Annotated in this window: 15 protein-coding genes; 2 read left to right on the top strand and 13 right to left on the bottom strand. The window is 45.6% G+C overall.

Annotation, left to right across the window (positions count from 1 at the left end; all coding sequences use genetic code 11):
* Positions 1-23: 23 nt before the first annotated feature.
* From SMSP2_RS03195 to SMSP2_RS03140, 12 genes are all read right to left on the bottom strand, one after another.
* Complete coding sequence (locus SMSP2_RS03195; RefSeq protein ID WP_186804828.1) at positions 24-3,272, bottom strand: UvrD-helicase domain-containing protein; 3,249 nt, start codon at positions 3,270-3,272, stop codon at positions 24-26.
* On the bottom strand, positions 3,269-6,673 hold the full coding sequence (locus SMSP2_RS03190) for a PD-(D/E)XK nuclease family protein (RefSeq protein ID WP_146682578.1): 3,405 nt from the start codon (positions 6,671-6,673) through the stop codon (positions 3,269-3,271). The genes SMSP2_RS03195 and SMSP2_RS03190 overlap by 4 nt, the downstream gene beginning before the upstream one ends.
* Before the next feature lie 89 nt (positions 6,674-6,762).
* Positions 6,763-7,566 carry an ABC transporter ATP-binding protein gene (locus SMSP2_RS03185; RefSeq protein ID WP_186804827.1) on the bottom strand — a complete coding sequence of 268 codons (804 nt, stop codon included), beginning with the start codon at positions 7,564-7,566 and terminating at the stop codon, positions 6,763-6,765.
* On the bottom strand, positions 7,553-8,758 hold the full coding sequence (locus SMSP2_RS03180) for an MFS transporter (protein WP_146682576.1): 1,206 nt from the start codon (positions 8,756-8,758) through the stop codon (positions 7,553-7,555). Before SMSP2_RS03180 ends, SMSP2_RS03185 begins: the two co-directional genes overlap by 14 nt.
* A 25-nt stretch (positions 8,759-8,783) precedes the next feature.
* Complete coding sequence (locus tag SMSP2_RS03175; RefSeq protein WP_146682575.1) at positions 8,784-10,013, bottom strand: serine/threonine protein kinase; 1,230 nt, start codon at positions 10,011-10,013, stop codon at positions 8,784-8,786.
* A gap of 129 nt (positions 10,014-10,142) precedes the next feature.
* Complete coding sequence (locus SMSP2_RS03170; protein WP_146684800.1) at positions 10,143-11,099, bottom strand: hypothetical protein; 957 nt, start codon at positions 11,097-11,099, stop codon at positions 10,143-10,145.
* A gap of 66 nt (positions 11,100-11,165) precedes the next feature.
* Entirely contained in the window at positions 11,166-11,552 is a 387-nt protein-coding gene (locus SMSP2_RS03165) for a hypothetical protein (RefSeq protein WP_146682574.1), read from the bottom strand.
* Entirely contained in the window at positions 11,552-13,570 is a 2,019-nt protein-coding gene (locus SMSP2_RS03160; RefSeq protein WP_146682573.1) for an alpha-amylase family protein, read from the bottom strand. Before SMSP2_RS03160 ends, SMSP2_RS03165 begins: the two co-directional genes overlap by 1 nt.
* Positions 13,571-13,636: 66 nt before the next feature.
* Positions 13,637-14,833 (bottom strand): acetate/propionate family kinase, encoded by a 1,197-nt coding sequence (locus SMSP2_RS03155; protein WP_146682572.1) that lies wholly within the window; start codon positions 14,831-14,833, stop codon positions 13,637-13,639.
* Positions 14,834-14,872: 39 nt separating this feature from the next.
* On the bottom strand, positions 14,873-15,871 hold the full coding sequence (gene pta / locus SMSP2_RS03150) for a phosphate acetyltransferase (protein WP_146682571.1): 999 nt from the start codon (positions 15,869-15,871) through the stop codon (positions 14,873-14,875).
* A gap of 261 nt (positions 15,872-16,132) precedes the next feature.
* Positions 16,133-17,464, bottom strand: a complete 1,332-nt coding sequence (der, locus tag SMSP2_RS03145) for a ribosome biogenesis GTPase Der (RefSeq protein ID WP_146682570.1) — start codon at positions 17,462-17,464, stop codon at positions 16,133-16,135.
* 140 nt (positions 17,465-17,604) lie between these two features.
* Positions 17,605-18,756, bottom strand: a complete 1,152-nt coding sequence (locus tag SMSP2_RS03140) for an ISAs1 family transposase (protein ID WP_146682569.1) — start codon at positions 18,754-18,756, stop codon at positions 17,605-17,607.
* 110 nt (positions 18,757-18,866) lie between these two features.
* Here SMSP2_RS03140 and SMSP2_RS03135 point away from each other — a divergent pair, with 110 nt between their 5' ends.
* Positions 18,867-19,097: a hypothetical protein gene (locus tag SMSP2_RS03135; RefSeq protein ID WP_146682568.1), complete on the top strand. Its 231-nt coding sequence runs from the start codon at positions 18,867-18,869 to the stop codon at positions 19,095-19,097.
* Between the two features lie 59 nt (positions 19,098-19,156).
* Here SMSP2_RS03135 and SMSP2_RS03130 read toward each other — a convergent pair whose 3' ends face one another.
* Complete coding sequence (locus SMSP2_RS03130) at positions 19,157-19,942, bottom strand: MBL fold metallo-hydrolase (RefSeq protein ID WP_146682567.1); 786 nt, start codon at positions 19,940-19,942, stop codon at positions 19,157-19,159.
* A gap of 201 nt (positions 19,943-20,143) precedes the next feature.
* Here SMSP2_RS03130 and zwf point away from each other — a divergent pair, with 201 nt between their 5' ends.
* Positions 20,144-21,526, top strand: coding sequence for a glucose-6-phosphate dehydrogenase (gene zwf, locus SMSP2_RS03125; RefSeq protein ID WP_146682566.1), 1,383 nt, complete (start codon positions 20,144-20,146; stop codon positions 21,524-21,526).
* Positions 21,527-21,552 lie beyond the last annotated feature (26 nt).

Genomic DNA, 21,552 nt, shown 5'->3' with positions numbered 1-21,552 from the left:
TTTATCTATAGGTTAAATCTAAATTACAGCTCGTAAAAACTTCTGCTGGAAACAAAATACAGCAGCAGCCGGCTAACCGGCTTTTTCAGCACCGCCGCGGCGGCGCGAGAATAAAATTCAAGCTGCTTTCTATACAATTCCGCCCGATGCGAAATTGACTCCGAATCAACGCGGTCCGTCTTAAAGTCAACTATAACAATATCTTCGCCGCGGTCAATGATCATATCCACAATACCCTGAATTATAACATTGTCTCCATCACCCCCGGAATGCACACCAAATTCGCGTGGCGAGGCTGAAAAAGTAAACGGCCACTCCCTGTACACGGCCTCAGAGCACGCCATAAGCTGTTTAAAACTCTCATGTTGAAAAAACTCCAACACACCCTCCAGATCTATAACAGCCGAGACGCCTTCTGATATAAGTTTCTTACTGACAAGGCCTTGCAAAAGACTTTCCAGGTAATTCATAGAAATACCCTGACTGACATCCGCCTTTTCAAAAATAAGATGAACCGCCGAACCGACTTCCAGGGGATCGGCTTTTTCCCCTGCCGCGGCGGTTAAGTCTGAAGGATGTTTCTTCCATTCTTTTTCGAAAAATTGCCTGAATTCATCATTTTCATGTGTCAGCGCGGAAACAGACTGTTTTGCCGGCAGTCTGGTAAACTCAGAATAGGCGTACCCCTTAAGCAGAGGCTGAATTATCCGGCAGGCTTTGGCCTCAATATTTTCTGTATCTATCGATAACTCTATCTCTTCTGTTTTTGGTCTCTGATTGAGCAGGCTTTCTAAACTTTCTTCAACAGCGATTCGATCATGTGAGCAAATGCTGAACAGAGAGGAATTTACAACCCTGGGCTCCTCTGAAGGCTGCAAATCGTCCACGCACAGCTGATCACTGAAACATCCGATCAGCCATCTGGCATAACTCGGCTGGGAGAGCATAGCCGCCGGCGAAAAGAGTTTTTCACTGTCCAAATCATCGGGATTGAGCCATTTTTCTGGCTTTACGGTGCCGCCGGTAACATCTGATACAAGTATCAGCCGTTCTCTGGCGCGCGTAAAGGTCACATACAACTGCCGGATAGACTCGGCGAGCTGATCGGATTTCTGCCGCTGCTCGACAGCCTTATATAGCGGGCCCCGCTCCCGTAAATAATCACGGGTAATCTTTAAACCCAGCCCAAGTTCCAAATCAAAAATCCAGTCCTCCTTATTTTCAGAAAGCGGGATCTGCCGCTCCAGAGACGCTGCGAAAACAACAGGATACTCAAGGCCCTTGCTTTTGTGAATGGTTGTTATCTTGACCCCCGCAGCGGTGTCGGCAAGAGACGCCTCATGCCACTCGTTTTTGTTCTGAGAAAGCTGATCGATGAAGCGAACAAACCTGGAAAGCGATATTTGACTGCTGCTGCTGAGGAAATTCTCAAACTGAACCGCCCTTTCATGGAATTTAACGAGATTTGCCCGTCTCTGCCGACCCTCCGGCAGGGCAAGTACGAATGAAAGATATCCCGTTTCCCTGTAAACATCCCATATCATATCGGATAAGCCGCGGCGTATTGCAGACTTTCTCCAGGTATCAAGATTATCCATCGCCTTCTTGATTCCGGCAGAAAGTTCATCGCTGAATTCACAGCTATAACGCCTAATCGCCTCGCAGAAAGAATCGCTGTAATTTGCACAGCCGGCAATTCTTGCAAGATCAATGTCGGTGAGTCTGACAAGCGGACTTCTCAAAACCGCGGCCATATCTATGTCATTATACTGATTGTCAAGCACCCTGAGCAGCGAAACCATTGTACTTATCTCACTCCTCTGGAAAAATTCGCGGGAGAAATCTGTTGCAACCGGTATCCCCTCTGCTGCGAAAACATCAAGATACTCGTTCACTGCGGATTTCACGGAGTACATAAGAACTGCAATATCTTCATAACGAACATCTCTGTAATCGCCGGTATTTTTATCCATAACCTGGAACTCTGCCCTGCCGCCGTCTTTAGCGACCATGCGTTTTATCCGCTCAGCAATGAGTTTGGCCTGGCGGGCGTATTTTGAATATTTCGTTTTAGAAGGTTCCGCCGCGGACTGAGTTATCAGATGAACTTCAACAGGGGGCTTGTCTTGCTCCAAAGGCTTATAATCGAGCCCACCGGTTAGGACGGCTTTGGAGTCATACACCATGCCGCTGGTCTCAACGTGCATAAGCCTTTTAAAGACAACGTTTACAAAGTCCAGAACCTTCTGGCGGGAACGGAAATTGATATTCAGTGGAATCAGGACAGAACCTGAGGAACCAGACTCGGCATCCTTAATGTAATCAAGAAATATCTGCGGCCTGGCCTCACGAAACATATAAATACTCTGCTTTACATCGCCGACGATAAAAAGCTCACGGGGGCTTACCGCCCTTATAATCGCATCCTGCAGATCGCTGACATCCTGATATTCATCTACAAACGTGTACTGAAACCGGCCGGCGATATCCTCTGCCGCCTTTGAGAGCCTGCCGTCGCCGCCGTAAAGCAGTTTCCAGGCCCACAACTGCAAATCAGAATAATCCAGACAGTTAAAAATCTGTTTCTTTTTCGCCAATGCCTTATCGTACATTTTGAGCAGTTCTACAAAAGTCGCGATTTGCAGCAATTCTGCTTTGGCGGTTGTATCATTCTCACCGCACGGCTCTGTGTTCAAGATTCGCTCATACCAGCTGTCCCTGCATGGAACTGACTCGAGCTTATCGGCTACCGATATAAAGGCATTGGTAAAATCACTGCTGCCGATGATTTTTCTTTCGGCGAAGAGCTGCCCCATAGACTCGACCATTTCGCGGCGCTGCCAGGCATCTTCAAGAACTGATTCCATGACCTCAGTTTTGATCAGCATCAATTCATCCTGATCAATCACCTTAAACGAGGGATCAAGCCCGATTTCGTTGTAATGTTCGACAATGAGCCGTCTGCAGAATGAATGTATAGTGCTTATGCGGGCGTTGTCTATCTTTAAAATCTGACGTCGCAGAAAATTACGTTTACCAGTATCTTCTTTTGACACCTCTGACCGGAGTTTTTGTTCAATACGAATCTTCATTTCAGCCGCGGCGGCCTCAGTGAAAGTTACAACAAGAATCCTGTCAAGATCCGTTCCGTTGAGAACAAGCTCAAGGCACCTCTGCGCAAGGACGGCGGTTTTGCCCGTTCCCGCCGAGGCGGTTACCAGGACATTCCCGCGAGCATCTATTGCAGCCTGCTGATCCTGAGTATATTTCATCGCTGATCCTTTCTCACAGCAAGTTCGGCATCTCGATCCCATTCTACCCGGACTTTTGAACGTGATAACGCAAGAACGTCATTTTTGTTCGCTTTATCTGAAAACCGCTGTTTGTTGAAAACCGGCTCAAATCTGCACAATGATCTGTAATCGCAATATTTGCAGGATTCATCCAGCGGCGATATATCAAAACGAGACTGACTTATCCCTTTGACAAGCCTGGACAGCACGACCTCACCGGCTGCCAGAAGTTTCTCAAAATCATCATCATGAAAAGCTCTCGAAGTGCTGTACCAGCCCAGGCTTCCATTTTTCGTCAGTCTGAAATCAAAATAACTCTTTTCATTCTGGACCTCCGGATCTGTCAGATCAGCGACAACACTCTCTGCTAATATACCAGAGGCTCTCAAACGGGATTGACTAATCTTTGTTTTAGACACTCTCTCGGCATTTTCGACAGTCTGATTCACCGGCATATAAAAAGCCGCCGCAGGATAAATATACCGGTCTAAAACTCTCATGTCTTTGAGCAGAAGCAGATACACCAGCAACTGAACATTACTGCCGTTAAAGATGTCTTTCCAGTCAGTTTTTCTGGCCGAGGTTTTGTAATCATATACCACCAGACTTATCTGCGAATTCTCTGCGCCGGCAGGCACAAAGTCAATTCTGTCTATTTTTCCACTAAGGCGTACATCAACACCGTCAAAGCAAACCATTCTCGAAATGTAGGGTTCGACACAAAGCAGCTTCATATTCCCGGCACGTCTCATCTCAATAAGCGTATCGAGAAGCTGATGAAGGGCCGACTTCTGGGTTTGAAAAATATAATTCGCGTGGCGGCTTTTTTCAAGGATACGGCTCAAAATAGAATTTTCGACAAGATACTGCAAGACAAACTCGTCCATTTTTTTGTGAATTTCGCCAGAGTCCCGTGTATCAAAATCATATCTCCCGGCGAGCATATCCCTGCCGAGCATCTCGAGTATTTTATGGCTGAAACTTCCTATATCCACAGGTTCCAGTGCAAATTTCTTTTCAGATTTAAGGCCAAGAACATATCTGGCAAAATACATATAGGGGCATTTGGCATAGGTCGATAGCTTTGAAGCATCTACATTTATTTCTTTACCGCACAACTCACCGCTTTGCTCAGTGTTGACAGAATTATCCCATTGAGAGCCGTATTCAGCCGCGAGGCTGTCATAATCTTTAAGTTTACTCCCAAATACTTTATTAAACTCCAGAGTCTGCCTGATCCCTTTCAGATCATTGTTATCAGGGCTGACGCTGTCACACACCCTCTCAGAAAGCCTGACCGGAGAAGTGTACGAGAAGTCCTGATTCTCCCACGGATCAAAACTTTCCGGTTTTAGTTTTCCTTCAAAAATATTTACCAACCTGTCCCCAAACCCGCTAATCTGCATCGGCCTTCCCTGCTCGTCCTGTTCAGAGAAAGTTATATAAAGCATTTCTTTTGCCCGTGTAAAGGCAATATAAGCAAGATACTGTCTCCGCACCATCTCAACTGAGAGCGGATCATCCATCTCCAGCCCCTGTGAAATAACATCCGCCCTCTCATCCTCACGCAGAAGCCCCTCCGCCCTCACAGGAGAAGGGAAAAGCCCCTGATTGACACCGCACAGAAATACAGCCTTAACTTCCGGCTGACGGCTGCGATCGACCGTACCGATAAGTACCTGATCCTGGCAGGGAGGCACCAGAGCAAATGAGGTGCTCTTGAGCATGTCACCAACGATTGATGCGTAATAATCCGGTTCGAGCCTCTCTTCACCAAATATATCCGTCACCTGTGCAATTATCTCAAGCAAAGATTCAAAGGTGTTTTTATGCATCAGCGAAATCTCTGTATCACCGTTGTCCAAAGCTGCCTTTGACCACTGCCCAAGTACGCTTTCGACCCGGCTCTGGTCAATAAAATTCAGAAGTTCAAGTGAAAATTCTTTTGCGCTTACCAGCCCGTTTTCATCTAAATGAGCGGTCATCTCCCTGTAGAAATTCTTTAACGGTTCTATCGCTTCGTTCCTCAGAAGATTTATATCCTGCCGGCTCTCGCCATTCTGCCAGCGGCTCTCGCTCAGCCACTCGCCCGAAGATATACCGTTCTCTCTGCAGTATTTCTCCAGACGTGATATCTGTTCATGGTCCAGTCTGGAAAAGCCGCTTTTAAGACATGTAAAGATGCTTTCACTGCTCAAAGCGCTGATCACGCAATCCACAGCCGTAAGCACATAACAGGTAAGCGGGTGATTCCCCGCATTTCGTTTTATATCAAGAAACAATGGTATCTGGTAATCACTGAAAACCGTCTTAAAGTGACTTGCGAACCTCTCTTCATCTGAGACTATGACTGCTATATCACGATATCTCAGCCCCCCGTCTCTGACCAGTTTCATAATCTCACGGGCTATGTATTCGACTTCATTGTGGCAGTCAGAGGTCTTTACCAATTTCACTGAATCATCCAGTATCGAGGTAGAAACGTCAGTGAAGATATTCTGTTCAATGAAATCAAGAGTACCGCCCTTCTTGACACGTTTGCCGCCTCTCAATGCTATATCATCCCTGACCGGTATACCGCACTCGCCGAAGATATCTCTTAAACGCCAATAAGTCTCAAGCGTAGGCTCAAAGATACTTAGCTCATCATATAAACCTGATGACTGGGCGTTAATCTGTGCAGGATCTGCGCAAAGGGCTATTTTTGTCTCAGAGACTGCTCTGATGACAGCACTAAGAAGTGTCAATTCCGGGCTGTTAAAGCCGGAGAATCCGTCAACCCACAAACGTGCACCTTTAAGAAGCTCTGAACCGGCAGCGTGTGAGCAGGCTCTGTCAAACGGGTGAACCGCTGCATCATATTTATTTTCGGCGATTTTCAAATATTCAGCGTATATCAGCTTCAAATCATGCAGTTTCAGCACTGTAGAGCTGCCGAGCTTCTTTGATGAAAGGATATCAGAGCTGATATCGGATGGATTTAAGCCATTTCTCTGAAACTCATCTATTATACCCAGTATCTGCCCGGCAAGACCTGCCGAGCCCTGCTGCCGTGAAAAGACTTTCAGCCTGGAGGCCATTGTATTAAGAATTTTACTCACGATAAGCAGCTGAAGCGGCAGCGTCAGGCTTCGCCTTTTTACTGATTTCTCTGTCAGCCAGTACGCAAGACGGTTAAATGAAAGGACATGCAGTCTGCTGAAACCTTCGATGCCGGGTGTATTAAGTATCATCTTTTCCACAATATATGTGGATTGCTCCGGCACCAGAAATATGAGATTCCCCGTATCTTCTCCGCTGAGAAGACTTTCTCTGATCTGTTCGAGGCATAGATGCGTTTTTCCGCTGCCGGCACGGCCTGTTATAAACTGCACACTCATTTGCAACTGTCCTTAAGCATAATAATCACCTGCTCATTGTATTATATTTCAGGATAATATCAACTTGCATGAAGGATTTGGCAAACACTTTAGTCGATTGAAGGGACTATTACATATCTTTGTGCCGTTTTTATCACTTCAAGGCTGCACCCGTAAGCCTGGGAGATTGTATCCGAGTTCAGAATCTCGCCGGGTTCTCCTTCAACATAAATCTCCCCGTCTTTTAATACTACAATCCTGTCGGTATCCGGCGGTATTTCATCAAAATGATGTGTTACCAAAATCACTGCGGGACTCTGATCTCTGTTAATAAGAGAATTTATATGCTTTAAAAGTTCTGTCCTGTTGCGAATATCAAGCCCCGCCGCAGGTTCATCGAGAAGGAGAAGCCCGGGCCGCGAAATCATCGCCCTGGCTATCAAGACCCTGCTTCGCTCGCCTGTTGAGAGCTGCCAGAAAGGCCTCTCGTAGAAATCTTCCAGACCAAATTCCGCCAATTCCTGCTCTACAAGTAATTTCTGTTCAGGGCTAAGCTCTGCATACATCGGTATCATCAAGCCTCCCCAGAATCCGGTAGCGACAATGTCGCCAACCTTAGTCGATTCATCAAAATTTGGAATACGTGATGTAGCGACAAGGCCGATTCGCTTGCGGAGCTCATGCAGTGCAAAGGTACCGAACCTGTGCCCGAAAGCCCAGATATTACCCTGTGAGGGCCATGTATATCCGGCAATCATAGAAAGAAAAGTAGATTTGCCGCTGCCGTTTGCGCCGAGAACAACACATCGCTGCCCTTCATTTAACTCGAAGTTTATATCCCGTAAAATCGATTTACCGCTAATATTAAGGCACGCCGATTCAACATTAAGTATATTAGATTTATTTCTCTGCATCTGTAGCTGCATCCTCTTTAACTGAAGGTATATCAAGAAAATAACTCAACACGCCGCCGGCGAGGAACGCTACACCCGCAACGGCAAAACCCGCCCTGAACATTCCCCGATCCGCAAAAGCTCCAAGTGCGGCCGGTGCCAGCCCCGCCCCGATCCAGAAAGCCAGCGGCACACTAAGAGATATGCCGACGTTGCGGCTCTTTTCGGGAAATATTGCTGAAAGCGCCGCGATACCTGCCGGAAAGAAGCACACGGCCGCCAGCGGCTGGGCAAATACTGCCGGTATCAAAAATCTTCCCGATGCCGCGGCCATAGATAGTGTTAACACAGAAGTAACTATAAACACTGTACTTAAAGTGCGTCTTAGACCGAATCTATCAACACTCCAACCTGACACGAAAACGGTAACAAGTGTTAGAATTCTGGAAATGCTCAAAATAGTATTGGCCGCCAGTCTGCTGTAATTGAACTCAGCGATCAGATACAACGGTATCATGGTATAGATTCCCAGCGTACTCAACACCCCAAGCGAAAACAAAACCAGCATTATCCAGTAAGACCTCATACGGAAAAAAGATACAGCCTGCGAATAAGCCGGCATCCGGCCTTTGAAATTCCCGCTCTTGCCGCATGAGTAATAAATGATCCCCGCAGCGACCGAACAGCAGCCTATGAGCTGAAGCGTATTTCTCCAGTTCATAAACGAAAGACAAACTTCGGCTATCAGCGGTGCTGTGAGAAAAGCCAGATTAGGGGCCAGCTCATGTATTGACAATGCCCTGCCCCAGCCTGAGGGTTTTACTATGTGAGTTATGGAAGCGATGCCGCTGGGCAGATACAAACCCGCGGCCAAACCCGTCAAAGACGCGAAACCATTCAGCACGGCGGCACTGTGTGAAAAGGACATGAAGATAACTGCTGTTCCGCAGCTTACCGCAGAAATAAATATAACGCTGCGGTGTTTTATTATGCAGGAAATAATACCCGAAAGAATTATTCCTGCCAGATACCCTGAAGCGATAAACAGAAATACGCCGCCGGCAGCTCCGTGATCCATTCCAAGCGAGGCCTTAATATTAGGCATCAGCGGCGAAGATATTATGCGTGAGATAAAATTCAGGTAAAAGAAACCTGTTAAGACCAGAATACAGCCGACCGAACTGCTCAGAGCTTTCTTGTCATCACATTGCACTCAAAATACCGCCTGGAGACAAAACTTACTGCGTGCCGCCTTTACCAAAAACCATCAGCAGAATAAGAAGCAGAATAACGGCACTCAAAACAGCGCAAATAATCCTGTATCTTGTGATAACGTTTTCCGGATACATCCGTGTATCGCCCTCAATTACCACCGGAGATCCGCTTTCAAGCTCTGAGAGGGTATCAATATCAACCCTCTTTGCGGCAAATACAGGCGAATTTCCTTTTGAAACGGCCTCAAGGTCTTTAACCAAATCAGATGGGTTCTGGTACCTTTCATTAGGATCTTTTGCCATCATTGTCTCTATAATGATAGCAACCCCGGCAGAAAGAGTTACGTTTATATGGTCAGGAGGGGTTAAGGGCTCTTTGAGATGTTTTTTCATCACTTCTTTAGGGTTGGGCGCGTTAAACGGAACCTGGCCGGTAACCATATGATAAAAAGTTGCTCCAAGCCCATATACGTCCGCCCTGCCGTCTATATTAACGTCTCCGCGTATCTGCTCAGGGGCAATATAGAACGGTGTGCCAAAGGCTTTTCCCTTTTCATTTTCGGCAGCCTCTACATCTGAAGTTGTCCTGGCCAGACCAAGATCTGCCAGTTTTACTGTGCCGTCCTTGGTTATCATTATATTTTTGGGTTTTATATCACGGTGAATCAGCCCCTGGGCATGGGCGTGCTCAAGAGCCCTTGCAAGCTGGAGGATAATCTCGAGAGCCTCCTGTTCAGAGAACACCTTGCCGGCTGAAAGGTCATCATAGATGGATTTACCCTCAACATATTCCATGACAAAGTAATAAAGACCACTGGCCTGGCCTACATCTATCGCCTGAACGATATTGTTGTGGTTGAGCTTGGCGGCAAGCTGGCCTTCTTTATAGAAACGGTCAACATAATTGTCCTTGGCGGCGAATTTGTGCGGCAGGACTTTTATGGCAACCGTTCTGTCAAGGCTTTTCTGCTTGGCCTTATAGACTATAGCCATAGCACCAGAGCCGATTTTTTCTATTATGTCGTAACCGGGGATCTGCCCTTGAGTTTCCTGCTGTTTTTTTATCTCATCAAGCAATCGTGCGGCCTGAGATTTTGTTATATATCCTTTTTTGACCATAACACTGGCCAAAGCGGGCCTTTTATCACTGGAAATTTCCTTAAGCGCAGCGCGGCAGTCTTTAAGCTCTACTTCTGAACAAAAACTCCGCTCAAGCGCAAGCCTTCCAAAAATCGTATCTGTACTTCCGGCCATTAATCAAACTCCGAAAAATTCACATCTCTAATTAAAAAGTATAATAACATATTTTTTTTACGTGTGCCAAAAGAAAAAAGTTCTATAAACTTTTAATTGATTTAATCTTAAAACTGCCGCCTGCCGGACTTACCGGGACCTTACCAGCAGCTCCCTGGGGCTTAACAGAGAGGCGTTTACACTTTCAATTTCCTTAATAAAACGGCTTCCGTCCGTATAATAGCCGGCGGTAGGCTCCACACCTGGAACAAGGTTCAAAAAATATTTATTTAATTCTTCTATCATTATTTCTCTCAAGTACTTAGCCGCCATCGAAGCAAGAGAAACAGGAAAAAACCTGCTGTCCGCTCCCTTGCTGAAATGCAGAAATATATTCCGTCTGCCGCACTGAAGCCTGTAACTGCCGGCGCGGTCATTCTGACGAATAACGGTTATCTGCATACCTTCAAACATACGGGACAAAACCGGCACATAATTTGTTCTGCCGCCCTGTCTGTCGATCATAAAATAAACATTTTCTTCATCAAAACGACTGTATATATCGTATATTAAAGAACATACAGAGCTAAATGACAAAGACGCCTTATTACGGAATTTCGCCACAAGCTCGTTATAATGCCCCGCATCGAGACATTCGCATTTCAAAGATGCCATAGACATCCGATTTGATGTCATATCTTCAATAAAAACCTTTGATGCTATGGCGATTTCGTCGTCAAATTCAATCGGTTTTGGGCCCAGCCCGCCGTACCAGGGGTACCGTCCCAGTCTGCCGACGGTCGCCGGAGAAAGCAGCTCGAGCATCTCTGAGAAACTTGCCGGATTTGCACCCAGGGCTTTCAACGCAGCAAGTGTTGTTCTTCTTAAGTTATCTGTCCCGCTCTTGCGGTTATAAGCCTTTTTACTGTCCGCAACCAGAAGGCGGCCGCGAAGATGTTTTTTTACAGGCGAAGTGCTTTTTTCAAGCATCTTCCAGAAATCATCGCGAATACGCTCCTGCGGAACATTAAAAGCAGCCGCCGCAATGACAAGCGGGCCCAAAAGCGGCCCGTAACCAACTTCATCTATACCGCAGACTATTGCCATTGAGAACCATTAACCCGATTAACGCATTTATTAAAAGCAGAAAGTTTATCAATCGCCGCTTAAAAGTCAAGAATTTCGATTAACTCTTTCAATTGCCCAGCGGTCTTGTTCGAAAGACAGTGAAAAACTCCCTGACACGACAGAGCCTTCAAGAATCATCCTTAAGGCATTGGAACGGACTTGGGAAACGCCATAAATGCCTGCATCACAGGAGGTAACTGATCCCAGCCCATTGTTTACAGGCCCTTCGTAATCTAAAAATTTTCTATCATGGTCAAATATTTTTTCTAACCCGCCGCCATTTTCAGCGAGACTAAGCGGATCGGAATCCGCCCTGAAGGCGGCAAGCATGTTGTTTTTCATTTCGAACATGATGTCCCAGTGAACAGGCCTGTCACGATGTTCATGTTTTACAATTACAAATCTGCCGCGGTCTTTGAGGTTCAAATCCATCAGTAATCCATCACTATCATTGCATGAGAAGTAAATGAGTTTAGATTAAACGTTACGGTTTTACCTTGTATTTGGGCATCTATGTTTTTGCCGGCGGGTTCCAATTTTACACTCTTTACACTCTCGGCGAGGCTGACAGTAACACTGACATCTGCAAGCGGCAATAATTCTTCTATTATTTCAACCTCTCTTCCCGCGGCCTGCACATTGCCGCCGGACATACTCATCTTACCTCCGCGGCTGATTTTGTTTGCATACAGCAAATGAAGCACATACCGCCTTTGTTCGGCCTGGTGCATCAAAGAGACCCTGGCTGTTGAGGGCATATTTGTTTTCAGTGACTTGTCATCGCCAAGCAGCATATCAATGCATCTAATCGCATATTCCTTGTAGGCAGCAGCTCCGTAGCCGCGATAGATGCTGAAAACCGGATGAGCCAGATACATAACACTGCCGTTTATCACACCGCAGTCATAGCCTGAGGGCTGCGGCTTGTACGGCGTGTGCTGATGGCTGCAGAAGTGCCTGGCAGTTCGGTTAAAATACGGATCATACACCACACCAAGAGATTTACCCGTTGTTACCTTGATTCGCCGGCTGGGCAAATACATCACAAGCGGGCTGTTGACATACGAACACCGGACCTCTTCAGAGGGCAGAATATAATCAGGCGAATACTCACTTCGCCCAAAGCAGTCGGCCCCTATATTGAACATTGGCTCTCCTGCTTCATCAAAACCGCTTGAGCCGGTAAGAAGCAGCTTGCCGCCGGAGTCTAAAAAGCTCTCAATTTTTGACTTTAAACCTGCGCTAAGCTCTATCTCGTCAGGAAGTATAAGCATTTTATATCTGCTCAATTCAGAATCCTCATCGATCAGGTCAAACAGATAGTGCCCCTCAAGCAGAAGCCGCGATACACCTGTATCAGAAGCAACATCCCTGCCGGCGCTTATTCCTTTTTTGTTCACCGCTTCACTGCATACCACACCAATATCGGCAGCATTTGCAGCATTGACACACCAGGGCTCTTTCTTTTCAACGTCCTGATAAGCATTACCGATAAGTTTATATGTTGACTCATCAAGTTTTACGCAAGGGTGAGCCTGATCGCCAACGCTGCAGCGGGCACCAAAGGCCAGCATTGACTGAACCTCATGCAAAAGGGCGTTGGGGTGCTTGCAGCCGCCGAATTCTCCCCAGGTAGTATGGAACTTGCCCGTCATGCCAAGGTAGTCCATATTTAAATTCATGGCATACTTGGCGGAAATGGGGAAATGGTCATATCCCCAGCCGCCGGTCGGCAGGGATTCCATTTCAAGATGGCTGAAATATTTGAGCCTGTCTTTTCTATTTTTATGCACATGGCCGCTGTTGTGGAAAATCGGCATATCAGGATTCTTTTTCCTCGCGGTTTCGGTGGTCATCCTGTAATACCGCTCCAATGCCATGTCTGCACAAAGGGCTAAATCATTTTCATTTGCCGGATCAAGCCCGTTTTCACCCATAACTTCAAGGCAGTATTTACAGCAGCATTTTGACTGAAATATTATATCCAGAAATATGCCGTCACAATTAGGATAGCGATCTACAACCTCGGCTATCATGTCACAGAGATACTCAAGATAGGGCGAGTTGAAACACATATTTTTAAAACCCGCCTGAAAAATACTTTTTGTCCAGCCCAGATAACTTCCGTCAGCACCGATTTCCCGCCACTCCGGGTGCGCATCCGCGGCAACATTATTAACCCCCGCGGTCAGATATACCGGCACATTGACATCAACCTCTTTACAGGCTTCTATCTGCGCGCCAAGCAGATCAAAATCAAGGTTTGGATGCATTTTGCCAACTTTTGTAGGGTGGTAGCTCCAACCGTGGTGACACGAAGAGAAACAGGTTATTGAATCTACATGCGCATTCTTAAGCGTCTGCTGAAATTGTTTCTTGTCGAATGACTCACCAATTCCCGGGATATCGCCGCTCGTGTGAAAATCCAAGTGAATTTGCCGAAATCTCATACAAACCTCGCATAAATTAAAAAAAGAGGCTTATAAAACCTCTTTTGTCTGATTACTGTTTATCTTTTAAACCTCTGAAAGTATCCGGTAAGTATCCCGTGCAATTACGAGCTCCTCATTAGTCGGGATAACCATTATCTTTATTTTCGAATCATCAGACGAAATAACAGTTTCGCCTGCAATGTTTCTATCAGAATCAATCTTTATGCCGCAATATTCCATGTTGCTGAGTATGTCAAACCGAAGTGTGTCGTTATTTTCACCGACGCCTGCGGTAAAGACGACGGCATCAGCCCCGTTAAGTGCAGCCAGATAAGCGCCTATATATTTCCGGATTCTGTATCGGTAAATAGCCAGAGCATTTACGGCATCCTGATTGCCGGCCTTGGCCATCTTGAGTACATCACGCATATCCGGGGTTCCAACAAGACCTTTAAGCCCGGATTCCTTGTTGAGAATATCATCTGTCTGCTTTGCTGTAAGGCCATAGTGGTCTTGCAGATAAAGAACAGCCGCTGGATCAATATCGCCGCACCTGGTACCCATGACGATACCTTCAAGCGGAGTAAGGCCCATAGATGTATCTACAACCTTGCCGTGGTCAAAAGCCGTTATTGAACCGCCGTTGCCTATGTGACATGTAATTATTTTACACTCATCAAGCGGCTTGCCCAGAACCCTGGCGGCTTCCTTTGAAACGTAGCCGTGGCTTGTGCCGTGGAAGCCGTAACGCCTGATACCGCCCTCTTTGTAATATTTGAGCGGAATAGCATACATGTACGCCTTTGGAGGCATTGTCTGATGTATCGCGGTATCAAACACTGCCACATTTGGAATATCGGGCAGAACCTGCTGGCAGGATAATATTCCGGTGATGTTATGCGGGTTATGCAGCGGTGCGAACTTTGACATTTCTTTGATGGTATCAAGAACCTCATCGTTGATGATGGTCGAAGCGGTAAATTTCTCGCCGCCCTGAACAACCCTGTGCCCGATACCGTTAATATCGTTCATGCTCTTAATAACGCCGTGAACAGGGTCGGTCAACAGTGGCTGTATCGCCTGCATGGTCTCTTTGTGGTCTGCCAGGTGCTTTTCGATCTTAAGAGTTTCTTCACCGGTTTTCGTATGCTTTATAAAAGAGCCGTCTTCCCCGATTCTCTCGGCAATACCCTTAGCAAGCAGAGAATAGTTTTCACCCTCAATCTTAAAAACCTGATACTTAATACTGCTTGATCCGCAATTGATTACAAGAATTATCATCTATCTTATTCCATCTCTATTTAAACTGAAATTGCTATCTTATACACTTTGTATCGCCGTAATTGCGATAGTTGCTACGATATCATCGCTGCTGCATCCGCGGGAAAGGTCATTGACCGGCTTTGCGATTCCCTGAAGTATCGGCCCGTAGGCACTCATGCCGGCAAGGCGCTCTGCCATTTTATAACAGGTGTTTCCAGTATTTAAATCCGGAAATATAAATGTGTTGGCCCGGCCTTTCAGCGGGCTCTCGGGAGCCTTTTTGGCAGCAACCTCGGGAACATAGGCGGCATCAAACTGAAGCTCGCCGTCAATATAGTATTCTCCGTCAAAATCAGATTCCATCTTGGCTATGGCTGCCTTAGCCGCGGCACGAACCTTATCTGCCAGAGGACCAACGCCAGAACCCTTAGTAGAGTAGCCGACGACTGCGATTTTGGGGATAATACCAAACTGCTTTGCGGTGTAAGCGGTTGAGAGGGTAATATCTGCTATCTGATCAGCATCCGGCTCCTGGTTCAGCCCGCTGTCGGCGAACAGCAGAGTCTCCTCTCCCCTGCACATGAAAAACATGCTCGAAACAGTTTTGACACCCTTGGCGGCCTTAATAATCTGCAAAGCAGGCCGAATCGTGTCAGCCGAAGAATGTACAGCACCCGAAACCAACCCGTCCGCATGATCCATCTTGACCATCATGGTAGCAAAGTAACTTACCTCCTTGATCATATCAAAAGCCTTTTCAAGAGTCAGACCCTTGTGCTTCCGCAGCTCATAGAACGCCTCGGCATAATCTTTAAGACCGGGCGAATCTGACGGGCAAACTATATTGATGCGGGACATATCAGCGCCCTTTGACTCGAGCTGCTCCCGAATCGACTTGGAATATCCCAGGATAGTTAAATCTGCCATGCCTGCTTTTGAAACTTCAGCGGCGGCGGCAATTGTTCGCGGGTCATCACCTTCGGGCAGCACGATATGCTTTTGGAGGTCTTTGGCTCTGGCCAAAATCATTTGACGAAATTTTTCGTTTGTTTCCATTTTAATAGATTACCTTATTATGGAGATAGTAACTTACAAATCTGCACAGACAATGCATATAGTGATTTTAATGATGTTGCGGTTTCTTTCAAGCCTGTTTATTTTGTTTTACTGCGATTTGGCTAAAAAATGACTAAGCACTGAACCCAAAACAAAAGCAAGCGAACACAATCACAACAAAACGCACATGAAAATCAACCAAAAAGGCAATTCGCATTACAAACTCCCCTCACTTTGCGGCAGTCATGTTCAAACTGCGGTTCACCTTGAGGTTTGCGCGCGATGCGATTTAAACATCAGTTTAATAGGCACTTCGCTGCATGGCAGCATCTCGCCGAGCCGGTTTAGCATAAATCGTTGATAATTCCCATCGAAATACTCAGGATTATTCACAAAGACCAAAACGGTTATCGGCTGCGTAGCGATCTGTGTTGCATAATAAATCTTAGGGAAGCCTTTTTTCTTTTTATTGCCGCCGACACGCATCTGTTTGATTTCATCCATTGCCTTATTAAGCATCGGTGTAGGTATCTTTATGGTGCTCTGCTTATGCAGTTCTCTCGCCAGGTCAAGAGTGCTCTGTATGTTTCTGCCGTCCTTAGCAGTTGTAAAGGCGATCGGACAATGCCGAAGACCGGGGAGTTCCTCGCTGAGATACTCCGAAAAATCTTCTGCCTCAGCCTTATCCGCCGCCAGATCCCATTTGTTCACGACCAGAATGCACGGCTTATGCTCTTCACTGATACTATAAGCGAGTTTTTTATCTACCTGGCTCACCGGCAGCATCGCATCTATCATAAAGAGAACAACATCGGCCCTCCTGATGGACTTCAGGGCACGGGTATAGCTGTAAAAGTCTATGTTGTCTTTACTTAAAACTTTTTTCTTGCGAAGGCCGGCGGTATCTATTGCCACAAACGACTGACCGTCACGCTCAAAGCGGACATCAACCGCATCTCGTGTGGTTCCTGCTACTTCACTTACAATAACTCTTTGCTGGCCTACAATCGCGTTTATGAAGCTGCTCTTGCCGGCATTTCGTTTGCCCACAAGTGCTATCTTCATAACCGGCTCCTCTGGTTTCTGAAAATCATGTCCCTCAAGACGATCGAAAACCAGATCCATCAAATCTTTTTTATTAAGGTGGTTAAGAGCTGATATGCACAAAGCGTCACCGAAGCCGAGCTTTGTAAATTCGCCCGCCCTGGGGAAAAGCCGTGCCGAGTCTGCCTTGTTCGCCACGAGAATCACATTCGAGTCTGATTTTCTCAGCAAACCGGCAATGGTCTTATCAAGAGGGGTTATCCCGTCGTTTATATCAACGATAAAAAGGATCAAATCCGCATGGTTAATGGCCTGGTTAATCTGGATTTCAATCTGATCTTCGAGCTTGTCACTATCTACAATGCCGTATCCGCCGGTATCGATAAGCTCCAGATACCTCTCGCCGTGACGCACAGGCACACTGATCCTGTCCCGCGTAACACCTGCGGTTGGTTCAACAATGCTGATCATCGAACCTGCCAGTGCGTTGAGCAGTGAACTTTTGCCTACATTAGGTCTGCCTACGATTGCAACAGATGGAAGAGCCAATTTTATATCCTGTTTATCAAATAATATTTACGTTCGGGAACAAGGCCCGCAACTTTTAGATCGGGAGGTATTATAATACGGTCAACAAAAAAATAAAGCAAAAAGAACACTTTATGCACGCAGGGTCAGGGCAATCGCATCTAAAGTCCTTTATTTTGTTGTGTCAGCACGCGATATAGGTATTGCTCGTTCCAGCCGCAGCACAGCCTTCTGGTCTTTATGCCGACCTTGTGCTTGGTTTGCTGTTTTAGCAGATTCAGTGCTATTCGTGAGAGCCTTGCAAAATTTTCTGCTCCATAACCTTTTCTTATTCTCCTTTCATCGTCGGCAAAGCTGATATCTAAACACCAGTGCAAGGAGTTCTCTACCCCCCAGTGGCCCCTGATATATTTGAGTAAATTTGGCGGATTTTTGCAAGTCAGGCTTGATATGTAATACCGTTTCTCTACGCTTGTTTCATCTCCTATGCTCCTCTTTGCCTCCACACATATCAGGCTCTTGAGCCCGACCCAGTTTTTCTTTTCAGAGTTAAGGAATCCTACATTTGAAACAGCCCGCAATGTGCGTTCTTCAACCCTGCCGTGGCCTCCATCAGTTTCACTTGCAACAGTATATTGAATATTATAGACATTATCGTCTATACATTCATCAAAAAGGGTAACTGCATTTTTATGCAGGCCGGTCTGATTTGCCTTTAGCTGCAAGATATAGTCCCCATCATTTTCAATTACAGCATTAGCAATTTCCTTTTGGCAGCCCATAGCATCAGTTGTTACAACTGCACCATCTAAATCAATTAACTCCAAGAGCTTAGGTATAGCCGTTATCTCATTGCTCTTGGTTTCTGTTGCAATCTGCCCAATGACCATTTTGTTGGTGTCGCACCAGGCATTTACCATGTGAACAGCCGCTTTTTCAGATGCATAATCAACGCTTCTACGCATAGTCTTGCCGTCAATGGCTATGAGCCTGCCTTCACTCTTTTGGGCTAAGGCATTGACCCATTCAAGGAAGCATTGTTCAAATGAGTCGGGTTTGAGAGAAGAAAATACTCGTCCAAATGTGTCGTGAGATGGAATGCCATTAGGCAAAGAAAGAAAACTTTTAAACCACTCTTCTTTGCACTGAGCGAACTCTTCAACCTGTGTCCATCCATCAGCGCCACAAATTATTGCACAAATTGCAATGGATAAAATATCACTAAGCTCATGCTTGCGAGTACGCTCGACTCTGGGGTCTTCAATTGTCGAAAAATAGTCCATTAATCTGCGTTGGTTTTGTTCTTTTTTCATAATTTTCCTCGTTTTAACGTTGCAAAGATATAGAATACTATATATTATACTATAATGAAAAAGACAAAAAAGCTATAAAATTATTAGAAAAAATCGCAAAAATAGAGCGAATGGAACGAGGGAAAATATGTCAGATGAAAAACCGGCAGCATTTCAACCACCAAACGTGGAAAAATGGAGCCAATGTTGTGCGATATGTCCCAAAGGATGAGCTTGAAGCACTGCAGGCTGACATAGATAGTTACAACCAATTCATGGACTTAGTGCAACAATATGCTGACGAAATCATACGGATAACACGCCTTGAAAGAAAAAAACTAACCGAAAAGCCTAAAAAATGATATTTTAGATGCGATTGCCCTGCACGCAGGGTGTGCAGCTCTATATTTAATGAGCGGGTTTAAATGCTGATAACATCGCCTGGGAACCTCAGCGGTGCCGCCACCAATTCGAAATCCATCTTCCTGCCGGCTGAATCAAAAGTCATACAGGTCTCCCGCAAAGCAATGTCGCAGCGGTTACGCTGGGAGCTGAGGTGGCCGAACATGATTTTATCGGGCTGCTTCTTGTTATGTATGCTCAGATTTAACAGAAATTCCGCGGCAGAGGGGTTAGGCAGATGGTATATGCTGTTGGGGTTATAGTATTTACGCAAGAGCTCTAAATCATGATTGGATTCGACAAAGATAAAATCCGCATCGATAAAGTGCCCGAAAATACTCTGCCATTCATTGAAATCCGTAGCTACAACTATTTTTTTATCGCCATGGCGGATTATAAAACCGCAGGTACGGAAAGCGGGATTGTGAGCTACCTCAAACGGAGTTACTTGGAAATCTCCCACCTCAAAACTCTTAAACTCAAAAGGGGATATCACAAGATTAGCAAATCCGTATTCCCTGAAATGCCTTGTTTTTAACTGCTCAATGCAGTCGCTGTGAACATGAACCGGAATGCCGCAATTCTCAAGAGCCCTAAGAGGATAATAGGAAATATGGTCGCCGTGCATGTGAGTTACGAGTACCGCGTGAGCATTATAAGGGTCACCATAAACTCCTGTTATGGCCTCACGGGTCTTTTTCATGGAACTGAATCCACAGTCTATTAGAAGCCGCGTTGTCTCTGACCACAATGCAAGACAGTTACCTGAACTGCTGCTTAATATGCTTTGAAAATATAATGACATTTTTACCTATCAGATCTAAAACTAAAAAAGCGATTATACTCGATTTAACAAAATGATAAACAACTTTTCAAATTGCATCGCTTTGTTTCGGCTTCTTTTTATAGCCAAAATATCAGCCTAAATGCTTGAACAGAGCAATGAATACTGTTACAATAATCTCTAAATCATTTATTAAGCATAAAATAGAATAGGATTTCTAAAATGAACACAAAAGGTTTTATCTTTATCATATTCGGCGCAACCGGCGACCTCTCAAAACGCAAACTTATTCCTGCTATATACAACCTGCTCAAACACGGCAAACTTGAAAAATTCCACGTATTCGGCATATCCAGACGCCCTTACAGCGGCGAAAAGATGGTTGACACCGCTTTAGAGTTTATAGAGAAACTGGATCCGGAGCCTGACCCGGGACTTATAAAACGGCTCAAAGAAAACACAACTTACTTTTCAGCGAATTTTACCCATGAACAGGAGTTTGCACAACTTAAGAACGCCATCGACAAGCTGGACAAAACGGCTGTCTATGATAGAATTTTTTACCTTGCAACCGGCTCAAACCATTTCGATGTCATCTCCGGCAATCTGATTAAAACCGAAATCGCCCAGCAGAAAAACTGCAAAACAAAGGTGGTCTTTGAGAAACCTTTCGGCAGGGACGAAAAATCTTCAAAAAAACTAAACGATGTAATCAGCGAGACATTCACAGAAGAACAGACCTACAGGATAGACCACTATCTGGGCAAAGAAATCGTTGGGACGATATCCGTACTGCGGTTTACAAACAGGATTTTTGAGCCGATTTGGAACAATGCCCACATCGAAAGCATACAGATAAAACTTGATGAGAACATTGGTATTTCTGAAAGAGGAGCCTACTACGATACTTACGGTGCGGTGCGGGACATGGTGCAAAATCACATGATTCAGCTTCTGGCGCTGCTGACAATGGAAATACCGGATTCAATTACAGGCAAAGGCTTGCGGGACAGAAAGGCCCAGGTCATAAAGGACATGGTGGTACGTGATGCCCTGCTTGGCCAGTACCGCGGCTACAAACAGGAAAAAGACATTCCTCAAGACTCGAAAACCGACACATTTGCCGCCCTTAATCTGGAAATCCTTAACAGCCGCTGGGCTGGTGTACCGGTGTTTTTGCGTACGGGAAAATTTCTGAGCAAAAAAGAATCGAAAATCACAGTGAAATTCAAGAAGGTAAAGTGTTTATTTGACGATGATTACAGCACAGAAGGCAATATTCTCGAAATCAGGATATTCCCCGATGAAGGAATTTCGCTGTATGTAAACACCAAAACCCCGGGCGAAAAGAGAGCCACACAGGTCAAGCTGGATTTCTGTTATACATGCCTGTTTGGAGAAAACACCCCCGAAGGCTACGAAAACCTGCTAAATGATGTCATAAACGGCGACCAGACAACGTTTACACGTTTCGATGAGCTGCAAAACGCCTGGAAAGTCGTTGACCCGATCGAAAGGATTAAAATCTATCCATACGAAAAAGGTTCTGACGGCCCTGAAGAAATGGCATTATTCAACGAGCGGAATAACCTTAAATGGAGTTAAAAACAATCTCTGCTGCAGGTAAGAGA

It is taken from the genome of Limihaloglobus sulfuriphilus (assembly GCF_001999965.1).
GTDB classification, from domain to species: domain Bacteria; phylum Planctomycetota; class Phycisphaerae; order Sedimentisphaerales; family Sedimentisphaeraceae; genus Limihaloglobus; species Limihaloglobus sulfuriphilus.
This window is presented reverse-complemented; position numbering and strand designations above follow the sequence as displayed.